Origin of the sequence: Vibrio sp. CAU 1672 (genome assembly GCF_029223195.1) — a bacterium.
GTDB lineage: Bacteria > Pseudomonadota > Gammaproteobacteria > Enterobacterales > Vibrionaceae > Vibrio.
In genome coordinates this window covers 77,281-94,671 of record NZ_JARHUF010000017.1, presented here as the reverse complement: position 1 = coordinate 94,671, position 17,391 = coordinate 77,281, and the positions used below count along the sequence as shown (strand labels likewise).

General features: G+C 49.2%; 15 protein-coding genes. 4 read left to right on the top strand and 11 right to left on the bottom strand.

Features of this window, described 5'->3' with window-relative positions; all coding sequences use genetic code 11:
- Positions 1–151: 151 nt before the first annotated feature.
- The 6 genes from P2G85_RS15325 to P2G85_RS15300 all read right to left on the bottom strand — a co-directional run bounded on the left by P2G85_RS15325 (position 152) and on the right by P2G85_RS15300 (position 8,237).
- Positions 152–1,519 carry a Na+/H+ antiporter NhaC family protein gene (locus P2G85_RS15325; RefSeq protein WP_275864933.1) on the bottom strand — a complete coding sequence of 456 codons (1,368 nt, stop codon included), beginning with the start codon at positions 1,517–1,519 and terminating at the stop codon, positions 152–154.
- A gap of 148 nt (positions 1,520–1,667) precedes the next feature.
- Positions 1,668–2,267, bottom strand: a complete 600-nt coding sequence (locus P2G85_RS15320) for a DedA family protein (protein ID WP_275864935.1) — start codon at positions 2,265–2,267, stop codon at positions 1,668–1,670.
- 71 nt (positions 2,268–2,338) lie between these two features.
- Complete coding sequence (locus P2G85_RS15315; RefSeq protein ID WP_275864932.1) at positions 2,339–3,886, bottom strand: bifunctional GNAT family N-acetyltransferase/carbon-nitrogen hydrolase family protein; 1,548 nt, start codon at positions 3,884–3,886, stop codon at positions 2,339–2,341.
- Positions 3,887–4,021: 135 nt separating this feature from the next.
- Positions 4,022–4,897 carry a LysR family transcriptional regulator gene (locus tag P2G85_RS15310; protein WP_275864931.1) on the bottom strand — a complete coding sequence of 292 codons (876 nt, stop codon included), beginning with the start codon at positions 4,895–4,897 and terminating at the stop codon, positions 4,022–4,024.
- Positions 4,898–5,099: 202 nt separating this feature from the next.
- Positions 5,100–6,647, bottom strand: a complete 1,548-nt coding sequence (locus P2G85_RS15305; RefSeq protein ID WP_275864930.1) for an alanine/glycine:cation symporter family protein — start codon at positions 6,645–6,647, stop codon at positions 5,100–5,102.
- Between the two features lie 327 nt (positions 6,648–6,974).
- Positions 6,975–8,237 carry a D-amino acid dehydrogenase gene (locus P2G85_RS15300; protein ID WP_275864929.1) on the bottom strand — a complete coding sequence of 421 codons (1,263 nt, stop codon included), beginning with the start codon at positions 8,235–8,237 and terminating at the stop codon, positions 6,975–6,977.
- 105 nt (positions 8,238–8,342) lie between these two features.
- Between P2G85_RS15300 and P2G85_RS15295 the strand changes: the two genes are divergently transcribed.
- Positions 8,343–9,239 (top strand): LysR substrate-binding domain-containing protein, encoded by an 897-nt coding sequence (locus P2G85_RS15295; protein WP_275864928.1) that lies wholly within the window; start codon positions 8,343–8,345, stop codon positions 9,237–9,239.
- A 140-nt stretch (positions 9,240–9,379) separates the two neighbouring features.
- On the top strand, positions 9,380–10,648 hold the full coding sequence (locus tag P2G85_RS15290) for an aminotransferase class V-fold PLP-dependent enzyme (RefSeq protein ID WP_275864927.1): 1,269 nt from the start codon (positions 9,380–9,382) through the stop codon (positions 10,646–10,648).
- A 50-nt stretch (positions 10,649–10,698) separates the two neighbouring features.
- Here the strand turns inward: P2G85_RS15290 and P2G85_RS15285 are convergent, their stop codons facing one another.
- The 3 genes from P2G85_RS15285 to P2G85_RS15275 form a co-directional block, all read right to left on the bottom strand.
- Positions 10,699–11,133, bottom strand: a complete 435-nt coding sequence (locus P2G85_RS15285; protein WP_275864926.1) for a DUF2846 domain-containing protein — start codon at positions 11,131–11,133, stop codon at positions 10,699–10,701.
- Between the two features lie 194 nt (positions 11,134–11,327).
- Positions 11,328–11,948, bottom strand: a complete 621-nt coding sequence (locus P2G85_RS15280; RefSeq protein ID WP_275864925.1) for a hypothetical protein — start codon at positions 11,946–11,948, stop codon at positions 11,328–11,330.
- A gap of 24 nt (positions 11,949–11,972) precedes the next feature.
- On the bottom strand, positions 11,973–13,493 hold the full coding sequence (locus tag P2G85_RS15275) for a DUF2235 domain-containing protein (protein ID WP_275864924.1): 1,521 nt from the start codon (positions 13,491–13,493) through the stop codon (positions 11,973–11,975).
- Between the two features lie 837 nt (positions 13,494–14,330).
- On the opposite strand from P2G85_RS15275, the gene P2G85_RS15270 reads away from it, so the two are divergent.
- A complete protein-coding gene (locus P2G85_RS15270; protein ID WP_238856758.1) occupies positions 14,331–14,558 on the top strand; it encodes a hypothetical protein in 228 nt (75 codons plus the stop codon).
- Between the two features lie 283 nt (positions 14,559–14,841).
- Here P2G85_RS15270 and P2G85_RS15265 read toward each other — a convergent pair whose 3' ends face one another.
- Positions 14,842–15,810, bottom strand: coding sequence for an IS30 family transposase (locus tag P2G85_RS15265; RefSeq protein ID WP_275864923.1), 969 nt, complete (start codon positions 15,808–15,810; stop codon positions 14,842–14,844).
- Between the two features lie 202 nt (positions 15,811–16,012).
- Here P2G85_RS15265 and P2G85_RS15260 point away from each other — a divergent pair, with 202 nt between their 5' ends.
- Positions 16,013–16,204 (top strand): AlpA family transcriptional regulator, encoded by a 192-nt coding sequence (locus P2G85_RS15260; protein ID WP_275864922.1) that lies wholly within the window; start codon positions 16,013–16,015, stop codon positions 16,202–16,204.
- Positions 16,205–16,237: 33 nt separating this feature from the next.
- Here P2G85_RS15260 and P2G85_RS15255 read toward each other — a convergent pair whose 3' ends face one another.
- Positions 16,238–17,200, bottom strand: coding sequence for a hypothetical protein (locus tag P2G85_RS15255; RefSeq protein WP_275864921.1), 963 nt, complete (start codon positions 17,198–17,200; stop codon positions 16,238–16,240).
- Positions 17,201–17,391 lie beyond the last annotated feature (191 nt).

The following is a 17,391-nucleotide window of genomic DNA, read 5'->3' as shown; positions in this document are numbered from 1 at the left end:
GAGAGTTTTACCCTGCCGGAGAGAAGAGAAAGAAGCTACCCAAGAGCAGTAAAGAAAAGGCCTAGTCGCTATGCGACTAGGCCTCCAAAAAAGCGTTAAGTTATCTTAACTTACATGCATTACACCGTACGGAGCCCTTAGTGAGTGGTTGTCAGGCGTTACTTTGTGCCACCAGCTTGCGTTGCGGGTGTTTGACAAACACAGCCACCACGGCGGCGACGGCCAGGGCAAAGCAGTAGTAAGAATTAGCGACCACTTCCAGTGGTGACAGGTTGAACACCGAGCCGAGTAACAGCACTTGGGCACCGTAAGGCAAAATTCCCTGCATCACACAAGAGAAAATATCCAGCAGGCTGGCTGAGCGGCGCGGCGTAATGGCGTTTTCTTCTGCCAGCTGGCGTGCCACGCTGCCGGAGACAATGATCGCCACAGTGTTATTCGCGGTGCAGGTGTTTACCATCGCCACCAGACCGGCGATACCCAGTTCACTGGCACGGCTATTGGCATGTTGTGAGTGGGTAGAGCCAAACATGCGAATGGTGCGGCTGACCAGATTGGTCAAGAACGCTAACCCGCCCTGACGACGCATCAGTTCACTCAATCCGCCAATCAGCATCGACAACAAGAAGATTTCCTGCATATTGCCAAAGCCGGTATAAATCTCCTGGCCGAGGTTGGTCAGTGAATAGCCATCGACCGTGAACAGGCTGACGCTGCCGGCCAGCAGGATCCCGATGGTCAGGACGACAAACACATTAATGCCGGAAACGGCAAGCGCCAGGATTGTTACGTAAGGCAGGACTTTGAACCACTCAATCGGTCCGGTTTGTGGTGTTTGGCTGGCGGTGCTGTTGAAGGCAAAAATCAGTAATGCACACACTGCCGCCGGCAGCGCAATACGGATATTTTCACGGAACTTGTCTTTCATTTCACAGCCCTGTGAACGGGTAGCTGCAATGGTGGTATCGGAGATGATCGACAGGTTGTCACCAAACATCGCACCGCTCAGTACCACACCGGCGGTGAGGGGCAGGTTCATTCCCGCTGACTCGGCAATCCCTAGAGCGACAGGGGCGACCGCAGCAATCGTGCCCATCGAGGTGCCCATTGCGGTGGCAATGAACGCCGAGATCAGGAACAGGCCAGGCAGGATCATCGCAGTCGGAATGGCCGACAAGCCAAGGTTGACGGTGGCATCGACGCCGCCAGAGGCCTTAGCCACCGCAGCAAACGCGCCGGCAAGCAGGTAGATCATGCACATCGCGATGATGTCCTGATGGCCGACACCGCGCATAAAATGTTCAATTGAGCGGTTGAGCGAATCTTTGCTCAGCAATAACGCGACAATCACCGCAGGCAGCGCTGCGATAGGAGCCGGTAGCTGGTAAAACGCGAATTCAACCCCCTGTAATGTCAGGTAGGTGCCGACACCGATAAACAAGGCGAGAAAGATCAGCAGCGGAAGCAGTGCTGCAGCTGAGGGAGTAGTATTTTTTGATTGATGGGTATTTTCGGACATGCAAACGACAGCTTTGACAATGAAAGTGGTGCAGACTAATCGTATCGCCGGCGATTGTCAACGTCTAGACGTCTAAATGTCTGGAGTGATATAGGGCCGGATGCGTATAATATGGGGCAGCAACCGCCCCCATCACCGCCCGCGGGCATTAGCGGTGGCGTGAGGCTTTTCTGCGTTTTCGCTTGCGTTTGATCAGGCCGGCCACCAGCAGGGCGAATGCACAGGCCGCCGCCACCCATACCAAGTAGCGATGCTCTGTGTACAAGGTACTGAGCTGGCTGAGATAGCGAAATGCATAGTGGGTCAGCAAGCCGAACACGCCAACCCAGATGGTGGTGGCGAGGGCATTGCCGAGCAGAAAATCTTTGCGCTTCATTTTGGCAATGCCACAGGCGAGTGGCATGAACTGTTTCATCCCTTCAATAAAGCGGCTGATGACCAGGCACGTAGGGCCGTATTGTTGAATCGCGCTTTGCAGCCTGCGCATTTTTTTGCCGGAAATATAGCCTTTTCTGTCCAGCCAGCCTTCAAAATAGAACCCGAGCAGATAACCACAGCTGTTACCAAAGAAACAACTTAACCAGGACACCAGCATCACTGCGGTAAGGTCCATGACTTGTTCCGAGGCCAGCAGGGAGGCGGTGATCATCAGTGACTGGCCCGGCATCGGCACGCCTAAGCCTTCGAGAAAGATGCTCACCACCAGTGCCATATAGCCATACTGCTCCAGTAGCGGTTTCATCGACATCAGCAGTTCATTGATCTGTTCCAATCGCTTCCCCTTGTATTCACTCCGCCCACAGGCAGGAGTTATGCTGCTTAGCGTGACGAATCTTGCGATTTGGCTCGGGTCAAACCGCCGTAGATATCGAGGCGGCGGTGACGCAGGTTCGTAACTGAGCCTTCCATGTTCAGTTGTTTTAACTTAGTCAGGTCAACATCGGCGAAAATGATCATTTCGGTATTGGCACTGGCTTCGGTCAGCGTCGCATCATGGGGAAAGTAAATATCCGAGGGTGAAAATACCGCAGACTGGGCGTACTGGATATCAACGTTGTCCACTCGTGGTAAGTTCCCCACGCTGCCTCCGATGGCGACATAGCACTCATTTTCAATTGCCCGTGCCTGAGCGCAGATCCGCACGCGCTGATAGCCGTTTTTGGTATCTGTCCAGAACGGGACAAACAGGATCTGTACCCCTTGCTCGGCCATCATGCGGCCGAGCTCAGGAAATTCACTGTCGTAGCAGATCAGAATACCCACCTTACCGGCATCGGTTTCAAATACTTTGACGTTGTCACCACCATCGATCACCCAGTCTTTCTGTTCATGTGGGGTGATATGGATTTTATATTGGGCGTTGATCTCGCCGTCACGTTGCAGCAGGTAAGAGACATTGTAAAGTTTATCGTTTTCGATCACTGGCATGCTGCCGGCAATGATGTTGATATTGTAGGTCACGGCCATCTGAGAGAAACGGTTTTTTATTTCCTCGGAGAAACTGGCGAGGAAACGAATTGCTTCGACTGAGTTCTGATCTTTTTGCAGCCCCATCAATGGTGCGTTGAAAAACTCGGGAAACAGGGCAAAGTCGGCTTTGTAGTTGGCCAGGGAAGAGACAAAAAATTCCGCCTGGTCGATTAAGTCTTCGAGATCATTCATCGCACGCATCTGCCACTGTACTACGCCGATACGGATCAGAGTTTTTTCAACATCGTGAACTGATATGATGTCCTCTTCATAAAAGAAGTTATCCCACTCCAGCAGTGTCGCGTAACCACATGAGGCATTGTCTTCCGGCAGGTAGCCACGCATGATCCGTTTCACGTCAAAGTCATTGGCGAGTTGGAACGAAAGGATAGGATCGTGCAGCTCTCGGCGCTTCACTTTGTTAATGTACTCGGCCACGGTAAGTTTATCGGCGTATTTGTGGTAATTGGGGATCCGCCCACCGGCCAGGATGGCTTTAAAATTCTTGCTTCGGCACAGCTCTTTACGCGCATCGTACAGGCGGCGGCCTAAGCGTAGGCCGCGGTAATCAGGGTGGACAAACACATCAAGACCATACATCGCATCACCGGTGACCTGATTCTGAATCACGTTATTTTCAGTGATGATGTCGGTATATAAGTGCGGCAGGGATAAACGATTGTAATCCACTTTGATGGTCAATGCGGCGCCGACGATCTTACCGTTGTCTTCGATACAGATCTGCCCGTCCGGGAACTGGTGGATCAGGTCCATGATGGTGATGCGCGGCCAGGAGCCACCGACATCATGAAACACCAGATCCATCAGTTCGGCGAGTTCTGGGTAGTCGGTAGGTTCAATCGTGCGTAACGAGAGTCTTGGTGTCGTACTGTCCATAGTGTGGTATCCGTTTAGCCGTTAGATATAGTATAAGCCTACTCAGTATACTGGGGGGAAGGGGAGAAACTGAACCCCGTTCACCCGCACTTTTTGAACTTAGCCAGAAACGACTTCATATAACTAAGTGTTTGTTTATATGGTTAGTTTTTGCTTGAGCCATTCATGAAACCAGTAAACCTTGCGCGCCGCCAGGCGATGATTGGGGACAATCACATAGTAGCCGTAGTGACTTTGCATGCTGAGGTTTTGCACGTGGGTGACCTGCGCCTGTGCAATCGCGGCCTGGGTCATGAAGTCAGGCAGCAGCGCTAAACCCTTACCTCGTTTGACGGCTTCCAGTGACAGGTAAAAATGTTCAAAGCCCACCGGTTGGTATCCCACCTGCTGGGTAAAACTTTGTTCCTGCTTGAACTGCTCCCATAATTGCGGCCGGGTGGTTTGCGGGATGAACGGGTAATCCGTGATCGCGTATCGCTCTGGCATAGTAGGCGGACCAATCAGGACTAATCGCTCTTCACACAGCAGCCGGGCGTGCTCATAGTGCGCTGAAAGCGGTAAGCAGCGTACGCTGAGGTCAAACTCATGGTTGTTGTGCAGGACTGGGCCATCTCCGGTGCGCACTTCAACCCGGATCAGAGGGTAGCGCTGCTGGAAGTCATCCAGGTGCGGCACCAGCCATAAACTGGCAAATGATGGGGTGACATCAATCACCAGCCGTTCTTGGTCGGTATCACTCTGAAGCAGGCTGGCCGTGGCATGCTGGAGCATTTCTAGCGCCTGTGTCACTTCCGGTAGATAACGGAGCCCTTCTGAGGTCAGCTCGATGCCATTGAGCCCACGTTTGACCAATGCCTGACCCAGTTGTTGTTCCAGGCTGGCGATCTGTTTGCTTACCGCGCCCTGAGTGACACACAGTTCATCGGCGGCTCTGGAAAAGCTCAGATGATTGGCGACCGCGACAAAAGTGCGCAGAGCCTTGATTGAGGGTAACCCACCACCGGTTCGCATAACGGCTCCCGCTTGCTGGAGAAGATACCCATAGCATAGCAGCAGATGGGCAACAAGTTCAGCGGGGCTGACGCACGATTCTAAATAAAAATAAAGGGTTAACCCACGGTTAACCCTTTCTGAATGCCCAACCATCCTTACGGCGTGGGCCACTGCTTTTTCTTATTTTTTATACCATCCAACCCGATGGTGGTGAGCAATCTTAAGTAGAAGGTTGCTCAATGGCTTCCGGGGTTTCACCTTCGGCCGTTGGGGCTTTACTGGTTTTACGCTTGTATTTCTCTTCCCAGTAATCAGCGCCTTTAATGCCTAGTTTAACAGGATTGAAGGTAAATTCTGTGACGCCCTGCTGTTGTTGCGCTTCATAATCCGCTAACGCTTTTAATGCTGGCTTGGACATGAAGAAGATGATCACAATCCCGACAATGTTCAGCCATGCCATCAGGCCAACCCCGACATCACCCATTGCCCACGCCAGATTAGCGGTTTTAACCGTGCCGTAAAATACCGCAGACAGGATCACCAGTTTGAGGATAAACATCAGGCCTTCCACCTTAAAAGTACGGCGAATGTAGGCAATGTTGGTTTCGGCAATGTAGTAGTAGGCGAGGATAGTGGTGAAGGAAAAGAAGAACAGCGCAACCGCGATGAACGGCTTGCCGACGCCCGGTAAGGCACTTTCAATGGCCATTTGCGTGAAAACTGGTCCGTTAGCACCGATGTCCGCTGGCAGGTTTTGCACCAGGAATGTGCCTTCAACCGCGCCGTTTACGTTGTACGCACCGGTGATCAGGATCATAAACGCGGTTGCTGAACAAACCAGTAGCGTATCGATGTAGATAGAAAAGGATTGTACCAGACCTTGTTGTGCCGGATGCTCTACGTGCGCCGCGGCTGCAGCGTGAGGGCCCGTACCCTGACCGGCCTCGTTTGAGTAGACCCCCCGTTTCACACCCCAGCCGATGGCTGCGCCGACTCCGGCCATTGGGGTAAACGCGTCACCGACGATCATGGCGAAGATGCGCGGTACCTCACCGATGTTGAGCAGGATAATAATAAATGCCGTGACGATGTAAGCCAGCGCCATAAACGGCACCACGATCTGGGTAAAGTTGGCAATCCGTTTTACCCCGCCGAAGATGATGAAAGCCAGAATGACACACACAACCGTACCGGTAAAAATTTTAGCGAAACTGAAGGTTCCGATCGCGGTTTCAATCATGTCACCGCTGCCAAAGGCAGCCTCGACGGCGTTACCGATACTGTTCGACTGAACACCCGGCAGCAGGACACCACACGCAAAGATCGTGGCAATGGCGAAAATCCAGGCGTACCATTTCTGTCCCATGGCTTTTTCTATGTAGTAAGCCGGGCCACCGCGGAACTCGCCTTCGTCTTCTTCTTTATAGATCTGGGCCAGTGTCGATTCTGCGTACGCCGTTGCTGCGCCGAAAAACGCGACGACCCACATCCAGAATACCGCGCCCGGGCCACCAAAGCCGATAGCCGCGGCGACCCCGGCAATATTACCGGTACCGACACGGCCGGAAAGTGATACCGCCAGTGCCTGGAAAGAGGAGATGCCTTTTGTCGAACTCTTGCCGGATAACAGCAGGCGCCACATTTCGAAGAAGTGACGGACTTGGACAAAGCGCGTCATGACCGAGTAGAACAGCCCGGCCCCCAGGCACAGATAGATCAGCACCGGGCTCCAGATAATTCCGTTTAGAAAATCAACTAATGACTGCATGAGTTTTTCCCTGTTAGTTGTGTTTGTTAGGTATGTTAGGTTGATGGTCGCTGTGGTTGTTTTGTGTGCAATACATTATCAATTTTGTAATGTATTTGTTAATTTTTTTGGTGTAAAATTCCTCACTACGTGATGTCAGGCACAGAATGATAAAAAGATGTTAAAAGTGTTTTTGGCCATATTTGCTGTCTAAAATGTGTTCTGTGTGGTTTTTATGCAAATGAGCGCATCTTGTCTTAGGCGTTTTGTCTTAGATTCCGTTTTTTCCTTTGTGCTGATGAATGTGCATCAATTAGAGTAATCCTCTGCATCTGCCGATGGAGCCTCTCAGGCCCGTTGATAGCGGGACAGGCTGAACTCGGCCGGGGCACTGACCAAAGGTGTGCTGCCAGCCATCAGGTCAGCCAGTAAATGACCGGAACCGCATGCCATGGTCCAGCCCAGAGTGCCGTGCCCGGTATTGGTAAACAGGTTCTGATACGGCGTTTGGCCAATGATCGGGGTGCCATCCGGGGTCATTGGCCGGAAACCGGTCCAGAATTCGCTCTGGCTGAAGTCAGCACTGCGGGGAAAAAGATCACGCAGTACCATTTCGATGGTGTTGGTCCGCTTTTGTGGTAATGACGGGTCAAAACCAGCCAGCTCTGCGGTACCGGCCACCCGGATGCGGTCATCAAAGCGGGTAAGGGCGACTTTGTAGGTTTCGTCCATCACGGTTGAGCGCGGGGCATACTGTTGGTTTTCGATCGGTACCGTCAGCGAGTAGCCCTTGACCGGGTAGACCGGCAAGCGGATATCAAGCTGGCCCAGCAGGGCTGTGGAATAACTGCCTGCCGCCACGACAAACTGGTCGGCGTTAAACAATCCACGGTTGGTTTGGACACCGGTGACCTTTTTGCCTGCGGTAACCCAATTAGTCACTTCGGTGCCAAATTCAAACCGGACGTCATGGGTTTTTGCCAGCTCCGTCAGCTGCTGGCAGAACAGGTGGCAGTCACCGGTTTCATCGTCCGGCAGGTACAGGCCGCCGACCAGCTTGTCGGCGACCAGCGCCAGTGCCGGCTCCTGTTCAAGACATTGTTGAACGTCCATCAGTTGAAAGCGTGTCCCGCTTTGTTCCAGCAGCTGCATGTCTTTTTTGATCGCGTCCAGTTGCTGCTCAGAGCGGAATACCTGCAGGGTGCCGAGCTGGCGGCCCTGATAGCTGATGGCATGCTCCTGGCGTAGTTGCTCGAGGCATACCCGGCTGTGGTTGGCGATGGCCAGCATGCGCGCTTTATTGACTTGATAGCGGGATAAAGTGCAGTTGGCCACCATTTGTGAGGCCCACCTGATCAGATCACTGCTAAGGGTTGGTTTTATTTTTAGTGGCGCATGTTCTTCGGTTAACCACTTGAGCGCTTTTAACGGGATCCCGGGGGCGGCCCAGGGAGAAGAATAGCCGTAGGAGATCTGGCCGGCATTGGCAAAACTGGTTTCTAAAGCGCTGTCTGGCTGGCGATCGATGACGGTGACCTGATAACCAGCCTTTGAGAGATACCAGGCGGAGGTTAAGCCAATCACGCCACTGCCTAATACGATGACTTCCATTACTGACTCCTCATTTTTGTAATAAAGTGAGTGTGAATTCTTTACCTTTTATTAACAATCGATAAATATTGCACCCTGTGTTTAGTAAAACTATAAGGTGGGAAGATGAAGAGCAGTATGGCCAGTAGTTTGTGCTTATTCACCCGGGTGGCTGAGCACTCCAGCCTGACCAGCGCGGCGAAGGCGTTGCACCTCACCACCGGGGCGATCAGTCAGCAAATCCTTCAGCTGGAATCAATGCTTGGTTTTACTTTATTTGAACGCCATTCGCGGGGGATCCGCCTGACGGCAAAAGGGGCGCAGTTACATCAGGCGGTGTTCTACCATTTTTCTGAGCTGGATAAAGTGCTAAGCCAGTTGCAGCCAGACGGGGCAAGCAATGAAATTCGCCTTAAGCTGACCCCGTCGTTTGCCTTTAAGTGGCTGGTGCCGAGGCTGGAAAGTTTCCACCTTGAAAATCCGGATCTGCAAGTACACATTTTTGCTGAAGGCGCATTGGTAAACAGTGAGCTGAAAGACTATGACGTCGCAATTGATTACGGTCTGCATCCCTATCGGGATAAGGGCGCAGAGCTGATTGTTGATGAGCAGCTTCTGCCGGTCGTGAGTCCTAAATACCTTGAGGAACATGGGTGGTTAAAAGCTCCCAAAGCGACGACAGAACAGTGGCAGGAAGTGACGCTCTTGCATGATGCGATGCCGTGGGAGCAGGCGCCGCGTGATTATGAGTGGTTATACTGGGCCTCAGAAATGGGGCTGGATTTTAAAACCGAACATGGCCATTTTTTTAACCGCACCGATATGGCGATGTCGGCCGCCGAAGCGGGCGTGGGAATCGCGATGGCGCGGATGGCACTGATTGAAGACGAGCTGGATAGCGGCCGGCTGGTTTCTCCCTTCCGGCCGATCAGCGCCAACGCCGGCTATTTCCTGATCACCAACCGCAGCAATGACGCGACTGAGCGCTTTCGCTGCTGGCTACTACAACAGGTGCAGCGATAAGCGTCCCAGATCCCACACGGCATAAGCAGAGCAGGCTGGTCAGCAGAATTTGAGCCGGGTGTGAGCAACACTGGTGCACTTTGGAGAAAAAAACGGCATGATAAGAACCTCTTATCTCATTTAACGTTCAGGGAAGACACATGAAAGACGAAACGCTCTCGATCCATTTTGGTTACGAAACTGACCCAACCACCAAATCGGTGGCGACGCCGATTTATCAAACCGTGGCGTATGAATTCGATAACGCCCAGCATGGTGCCGATCTGTTTAACCTCGAAGTTCCGGGCAACATTTACACCCGGATCATGAACCCGACCAATGATGTGCTGGAAAAACGCATGGCAGCATTGGAAGGCGGGATTGCCGGGCTGGTGGTCAGTGCCGGCAGCGCCGCGATCAACTATGCGATCCTGACTCTGGCGCAGGCAGGTGACAATATTGTTTCCACCCCGCAGCTATATGGTGGTACTTATACCCTGTTTGCCCATATGTTGCCGAGCCAGGGCATCGAGGTCCGTTTCGCCAAGGACGATAAACCAGAAAGCCTCGCCGAGCTGATTGATGACAAGACCAAAGCGGTATACTGCGAGAGCATCGGTAACCCGGCGGGCAATATCATTGATTTGGCCCGCGTTGCTGAACTGGCCCATGCGCAAGGCGTACCGGTGATCGTCGATAATACGGTGGCAACCCCGGTCTTGTGTAAGCCGATTGAATTTGGTGCCGACATCGTCGTGCACTCATTAACGAAGTATGTGGGTGGTCATGGCACCACGCTCGGTGGGATCATTGTTGATTCCGGTAAGTTCCCGTGGGCGCAGCACAAAGATCGTTTCCCGGTACTTAACCAGCCAGAGCCGTCATACCATGGTGTGGTGTACACCGAAGCCTTTGGTGACGCCGCCTTTATCGGCCGAGCACGTACTGTGCCACTGCGAAACACCGGCTCGGCCTTGTCGCCAATGAACGCCTTTATGTTAATGCAAGGGCTGGAAACTTTGTCGCTGCGCATGGAGCGTCACACCGAAAATGCGCTTAAAGTAGCGCAATACCTCAGCCAGCACGACAAAGTCAGCTGGGTCAGCTACGCTGGTTTGCCGGAGTCTCCGTATTATCCACTGGCCGAAAAATACATGGGCGGCAAGCCTTCGGCCATTTTGTCATTCGGCCTGAAAGACGGTTATGACGCCGGGGTGCGTTTTTACGATGCGCTGAAGATCTTCAAGCGCCTGGTGAATATTGGTGATGCCAAGTCGCTGGCCTGCCACCCGGCTTCGACCACGCACCGCCAGTTGAGTGTCGAAGAGCAAAAACAAGCCGGCGTCTCACCGGAGATGATCCGCTTGTCGGTAGGTATCGAACATATTGATGATATTCTGGCGGATCTGGAGCAAGCGCTTCAGGCGTGATTGAATCAGTAAGAGGATGGCAGCACGACAATGGTGCTGCCAGATAAGATTTACTGGGCGAGTTTTAGCTTCTTAACTCGCTCCATTCCTTCTTGTTCGCTGACTTCTTTCAAGCCGGCACCACCGACAAACACACCCATCTTGATATAATTTTCTACGAAGTAGTTTTTCTTCGGTTCTGTGTTAATGATGAGGTCATTCGGGCTGAATTCTGATTCTGTCGATAACACGTGCTCACCAGAATCAATTACTTTGTAGAAGAACACATCTGGTGCTGATTCACCGATAACTTCACCGTCGACTCGAATGGTTTTTTTCAGTGCTTTGCCGACAAACGAGTCTCTGAAGACATAAAGTCCGGATTTACCTTCAGGTGGAAGCTGAAACTCTTTTGCTTCTGCATCTTGTTCATTTGACGCCATTGGTACGGTCGCACAGCCGCCCAGTGTCATCAGTAATAGCCCAACCGTAAGTATTCTTTTCATTATCATTTTTCCTGTTTATATAAAGAGCGCAAATATTAGTATTTATTATTTTCCAAATCAGTGCCTTAGCTCAAACAACTGAATTAAATATGCAACTGTTTCTAATGGTGAAGGGGCATTGTTTGGAAGTGGATAGGGGGAAGGTTCATAGGAAAGCCCCTCTATTGAGGGGCTTTTTATGCTGTATGGCAAAGTCAGGAATTACCGGCTCCGGACTCTGAGGTTTTGCGAATGATCTGCGGCACGAAACGCTCGGTAAAACCGGAGACAAACGACCAGAACAGTAGCTTGCCGACATCGGTACCGCTGACCGGATAGCCCCGTTTTAACCACTCACTAAAGTCATCGGCATTAGCGATATTAAGGTCGTGGTAGACGGGAAACAGTTCGCCCTGAATGATCCCGCCGACAAAGCTCAGCATCAGTACCAGGGCGAAGATCCCGCCGTTGATCGGGATCAGCGTCACCGAAATCCATGAAGACGACAGTACCGACAGCTCTTTGGCGCTGATTTTGGGCAGTCGCTGCTGAATGCTGACAAACCCGCCCAGCAGCCCAGCGGCAAACACTAGTAACACCAGGTACGAACGCTCCTGGGTTTGGGGTTTACCCGGGTTCTGACTGCAATCGAGAAGGTAACGATCTGGCTCGACGCTTTTCTCAATCAGGCAATGGGGCTCTGCATATAAGTTGTCCGTACGCTGGGTCAGCCCCACATACAGCCCCAGAGCGATCAAAAGCAGCACACTGCCGGTAAAGATCACCAACCGCTGGGTGATGGTCTGCAGCGCGAACTGGCGCTCTTGCTCTTCCATCGTGGTCCTCCTGTTATTCCGCCGTTATTCAAGCCGCGTCACGGTGCAGCGGATGCTGCCGCGGTTGTTGCCATAAAAGCGCTCCAGGTCATTGGCAAACGGGCACAGTTCACCGGAGGTCGCGGGGGTGTATTGCGCCGACAGGCCAATCTCAAACAGCTCTTTGTCCTGGCTGCCGATTGAGGCACACAGGGTAAACCAGTCGGCACCGGCAACTCGGCGGAAGGGCTCCAGCGTGGTGATCGCGACTTCTTTCAACCCCAGCTCGACGTCAGCCCGGTCCCAGCCGGCGGCTGAGCAGGCTATTGAGGCGTCATACCATTGCTCATCATCTGCGACGGAAAACTGATAGGTTCTGCCTGCCTCGAGGAACACCCCGCTGCGGTTGTATTTTTCTGCGGCGTACACGGTGATGGTTTTGCTTTCGTCAGGTGCCAGTACGGTCAGGCGCTGCTGAGGCAGTTCAATGTGCTGCTGAATACCGGAGCAGGGGACTTGTTCGAAGTCTTGATAGATCAGCTGGTGTTTTACCTGTTTCAGCGAGTTCGGGCGATAATCCTGATCGTGGTAAATACGCTCGGCCACTGACCAGTGGACGATTGGCTGGTGTTGTGTGGACACTTTGTCATTTTCAATCACGCAGCACAGGCGATCGCACAGGGTTAACCAGTCAAACAGCAGCCAGCGATCTTGCTGGTGGTTCTCTCCCAGTGAATTGGGGTTAATCGTGATGTCATCAATGCCAATTGAATAATCAATCCCTTCCGGCAACACCGTTGCGTAGTCGATTTCTTTGGCTGAGCGGACATCGACGCTAAACGGGGCACGCTCAATCCAGTTGAGATAAAAGCGCATGGCTACATCGGACAGCCCGTCTTTCTGATAGCCGCCGCCGACATCGGCGTGGGCACCGGGAAACCACACTTCGGTGACTTTATCTTCATGATTCATCAGCGTCGGCTGAAACGCTCGCCGCTTATCATCAAGCGAGACAAGGTGCAGCGCGGCAATCACGTTCTCAGGCAGGGAGTGGTCTTCAAATACCACCTCGGACTGGGGCCTGTCACGTTTGCTCAGATTCGGCGCGCTGATCGAGGCGACCGTGTCAAACACCGCTTCATATATACAGCGTTTATCCACCTGATCACTGATCAGTTTGGCAAAGCGCCGGGCGAGGGCGGCCCCGCGGCTGAAGCCGGTGATCAGCATGATATCTTTATCAGGGTCGAAGTTGATTTGGCTGAACTCGCTGAGCGCACGGCGCAGAATATGCCTCACATCGCATCCTTCCGGCGAGAACATTGCGTTCCACGTTTTTTGCAGTGCATTGCCATAGGTGCCGACCCCGGCAAAATAGTAGCAGTGTTGATTGCTGCCCTCCCAGCCGAGCCCTTGCCTGGCGAGCGAGCCGCCACACAGCAGATGAAACTTGAGGGTATTGGTGATGCTGTTGTCTTCTATCCGTCCATTAGCCTGGACCTCTTGTTCAGCATCGTCAGGCGCGTTACAGGTACCGTCGAAATTAAAGATGAATAACCTAGCCATTATGTCCTCCTTGGGTGAGTGCGCCGCTCTCAGGTAAAAGCAGGCGCGGGTGAAGACTTATATGCAATAAGTTTAGTTTGTTTTGGCAAAGAGGAAGCATTCACTTATCTGTACCACGCCGGAGCATATCGGCGGTGTCTAGCGGGCTTCAGGCGCGATGGAGGTGTTGGAGGGACATTAATCGCTGGCGTTAATGGATAATTCACTAAGAGTGAGGAGTAGGCACAGTCCTATCTTCTTGTTGGGGGAGATATCACCGGTTCAGTACCCTGGTTTAGTACAAAACGGTAAAAACGTAATAACGATAAACAAAAAGGCCGCTAACTCATTGAGTTAGCGGCCTTTCCAAACGTTTGGTGGGCTGGCGTCATCTGAACTTAATTTTTAACTTGTTGATATTAAACAGATACAATCTGGTTCAGATTTTAAGATACTACTATTGGTACTACTAAAGGTAATTTGTTGGTTTTGGTAACAAATTTAATCCACCAGCTTTGGCAAATGTGATTTTCTCATATGTGTGTTAAGTTGCGTTGGTATTAAGTTGCATTAGCTGAGATTTAATCTGTCAGGCTAAGATTTGGGATGTAACCAAAGCTGACAGATTCCATCACGGCTTCTATCAAGTTTTTGCCCCTTTGCTCGTAAGATTAAGCTCACATACATATTCTGTTCATATGATTTTGATATACCTGGAGTTATGCTATTGAGGCAATACTTCGGCACTCTGCACTCCTATTTGGGTATAAATGTTTTTTGTTCTTCTAGTAATATTCAGCATACACATTAGCAATCATTGCCTACAATTATTGATATTGTTCACTAATGGGGGGGGGTATGAGCAAAGTGACAGATGGTATCAAGAACACAGCGAAAGGAGTTGTTCGTATGAATAATGATCTAGTTGTGGAATTTATAGATAAAGGTATGAAGCCACGTGATGCCACTGAAATGGCAGAAAAATTGTCTCTTGAAGCTCTTGATCGACGACTAGATAAAGAACTTCAAGGGCTTAATGGTGGTGAAATTCTTAAAGCTATTGCAGGCAAGGCGGCAAATGAATAACACACTTGTAGTGTTATTCATTTCAGATAATGACGTATCCTGCTTTTTGAGTGGGGATCTTGAGGCTGTTCAAAATACTACGTCATCTAACATCAATGCTGGCTGTACGATCTAGTCACGTCTTAAGAGACAAAGTCTCAGATCGAGTATGGAGTCATTACACCTAAATCCAGAAAAAGAAGCTGCTTGATTATCAGTGACAACAACCTTGAAAAACACCGGACAGCAGCTTTCCACCAGCTTTATTAAGTAACTTAGTATCAAGTTTGAAGTGTGACACTTTTTACAGATGCGCATGAATATACTCCGTTGGTGTTCTATACCCAAGGCTTTTGCGTGGGCGCGTATTTAATTTGTGTGCAATTTCATTGCAGAGCTTCTGTGTTACGTGTGACATGGAAGTTCGTTTTGGTAAGTATTGCCGTATCAAACCATTGGTGTTTTCATTAGTTCCTCGTTCCCATGAGTGGTATGGATTCGCAAAGTAAAACAGACAGTTATGATATTTTTCTAGTTGTGCATAACCGTGAAATTCAGTGCCATTATCTGCAGTGATCGTTTTAAAAGGTAAGTCAGAGCGAGTCATGATCTTGCTCATTCTTACGTTGAGTGACTCGCTTGTTCTGTCGTCCATTTGGCCGATAAAAGTGTAGCCAGTCATTCTGTCGACTAAAGTCACGATACAGTGCTTGGTTCCGCGGCCAACGACGGTATCAATCTCCCAGTGGCCAGGCTCTTTCCTTTGCTCTGCTGTTGTTGGTCTTTCGGTAATATGCCGCTTCGCTGCCAGTCGTCCTCGGCTGTCTTTTGAGTTATATCTCTTACGCCTTTGCTTGGTGGATTGCCGTAGGTGTTTCCATAGTGTTCCCCCGAGAACTTTGTCATTCCAAATGTGCTGATAAATGAGCTCATGGCTCATAGTTGGGTAGCCTCTCATTCTCAGATATCCGACGATCTGTTCAGGGCTCCAATCCAGTCGTAGCAAGGCTTCAGGCAGTCTGAAGTCGAGTTCGTTATAACGTTTATTTCTACGTGAACGACTTAGCCGATTGCGAGCCATTTGTTGGGCTCGTTTTGGTTGATACGAGTACCTATTGAAGAATCTGTTGTAACGGCAGTTACGTTCAATTTCTCGATAGATAGTGGCTTTGTGACGGCCCAGTTGTTTAGCAATTTGAGCGGTACTAATTTCTTGCTTTCTGAGAGCAGAAATCATATACCTTTCGTTCTCAGTGAGGTGCGTGTATTTCATGTTTTTTTACTTCTTGGCGGGAGCAAACTTCATGATTATCGCATCTCACTGTTTTTACGTTCAGAGGTGTCGCACTTCGTACTTGAATCCAAGTAAGATTAAATCACCCCTTAATGTGATTTCATGGACTTTGAGTCAATTCAAAAATCACTCAGGCATATATTACCGATCTGAAGATATCAATCAGCCGCGAGGTAATGACATGCAAAATGAACCAATAAGACTTATCACTTTACGTGAGGTCATTGCACTAACAAGTTTATCAAGATCGTCCATATATAAATATATAAGTGAAAATAAATTTCCCCAGCGGATTTCTGTTGGTGAACGTTCAGTTAGATGGGTAGAAAGCGAAGTACAAGAGTGGATTAATAACCGAATATCTTTACGTTAAGAATTGGGGAGGCTAGAACCATCCCCAAAGTAATTACTTGGAAATAATATTTTCATATTGTTCTTTAATTATAAGTTCTAAAGTTTTTGTATGGCTTTTTGAATGGTTTTTTGATAGCAGGTCTAATTGTTCTAAAGCCTTTTTACTTAAGTTAATACTATTTGTGTTTAGACTATCTCTATACTGTTTTTGCTTCCATGACTTCTTCATCTTTGTAGTAAATGATTTTTTCTCGATATCTTGGAAAATAGCCTTGCTATTAATATCCCATAAGTCTAGAGCACTAATGATAGCATAATACATTTGAGCTCTGTTAGAGTGTATAGGAATGAAGTCAATTGACATTGAGTTTTTATGGAAGTAATCAATTATCCATATTAATTGTTTAATGTTTTCTTTGTCAATCCAAGAGTGTTTGTCTTTTTTTTCTATTTCTAACCAAATAGCATAAATATTATTTATTAGTTTTGTTTTTAATTTTATATCTAATTCGATGTCATCAATATAATTCACAATCAAATTATGTATGTTATCTATGCTGTTTGGTTTGTTATTTAGCTTTAATGTTTCATATATTGAGTTATTGGTTTTTAAATCATGTAGTCCAAAAATACTTGAGAACCCCATAAGAGGGATTGGTTCTTTTTTGACTGAAAATATATTTGGTTCATATTCAATCAATTCCGTTATTTTTCCTTTATTAGCTAACCTAAAGTACGACCAAATAAAATGACATAATCTGTGGTTGTTTTTGCTTATCCAACTTAGTTCATCATTTGGTATGAGGTTTTTCTCAACTTCTCTTTTTAATGAAAGTAAATCATTTTTAATGTCAAACTTTTTAAGTTCATTTAGCTTATTTATTAAAGAGTTTATGTTTTCAAGTCTGAAATCTATATCTGCACTGTCATATGTTTTTACCTCACCATTTACTAGTAATGAAAAGAATTTTTCATAATAACGAATTTTTCTTAAGTCATCAGTCTTGATTTTCATGTTTTAGTGATGTTTTTATGTGTCTGTTATATGTAGTGATTATGTAGTAGGTGGGAGGCTTTTGTATGTGACTCTAGTAGCAAAAAGGAGTGGTTATTGTCGTTTTTTGTGTGGCATATCTTTCGTGAACCTCAGTAGACACTGCAATTGTGTAGAGTTATTCTACCTTCTTGTTCGAGTGTGTGATTGCA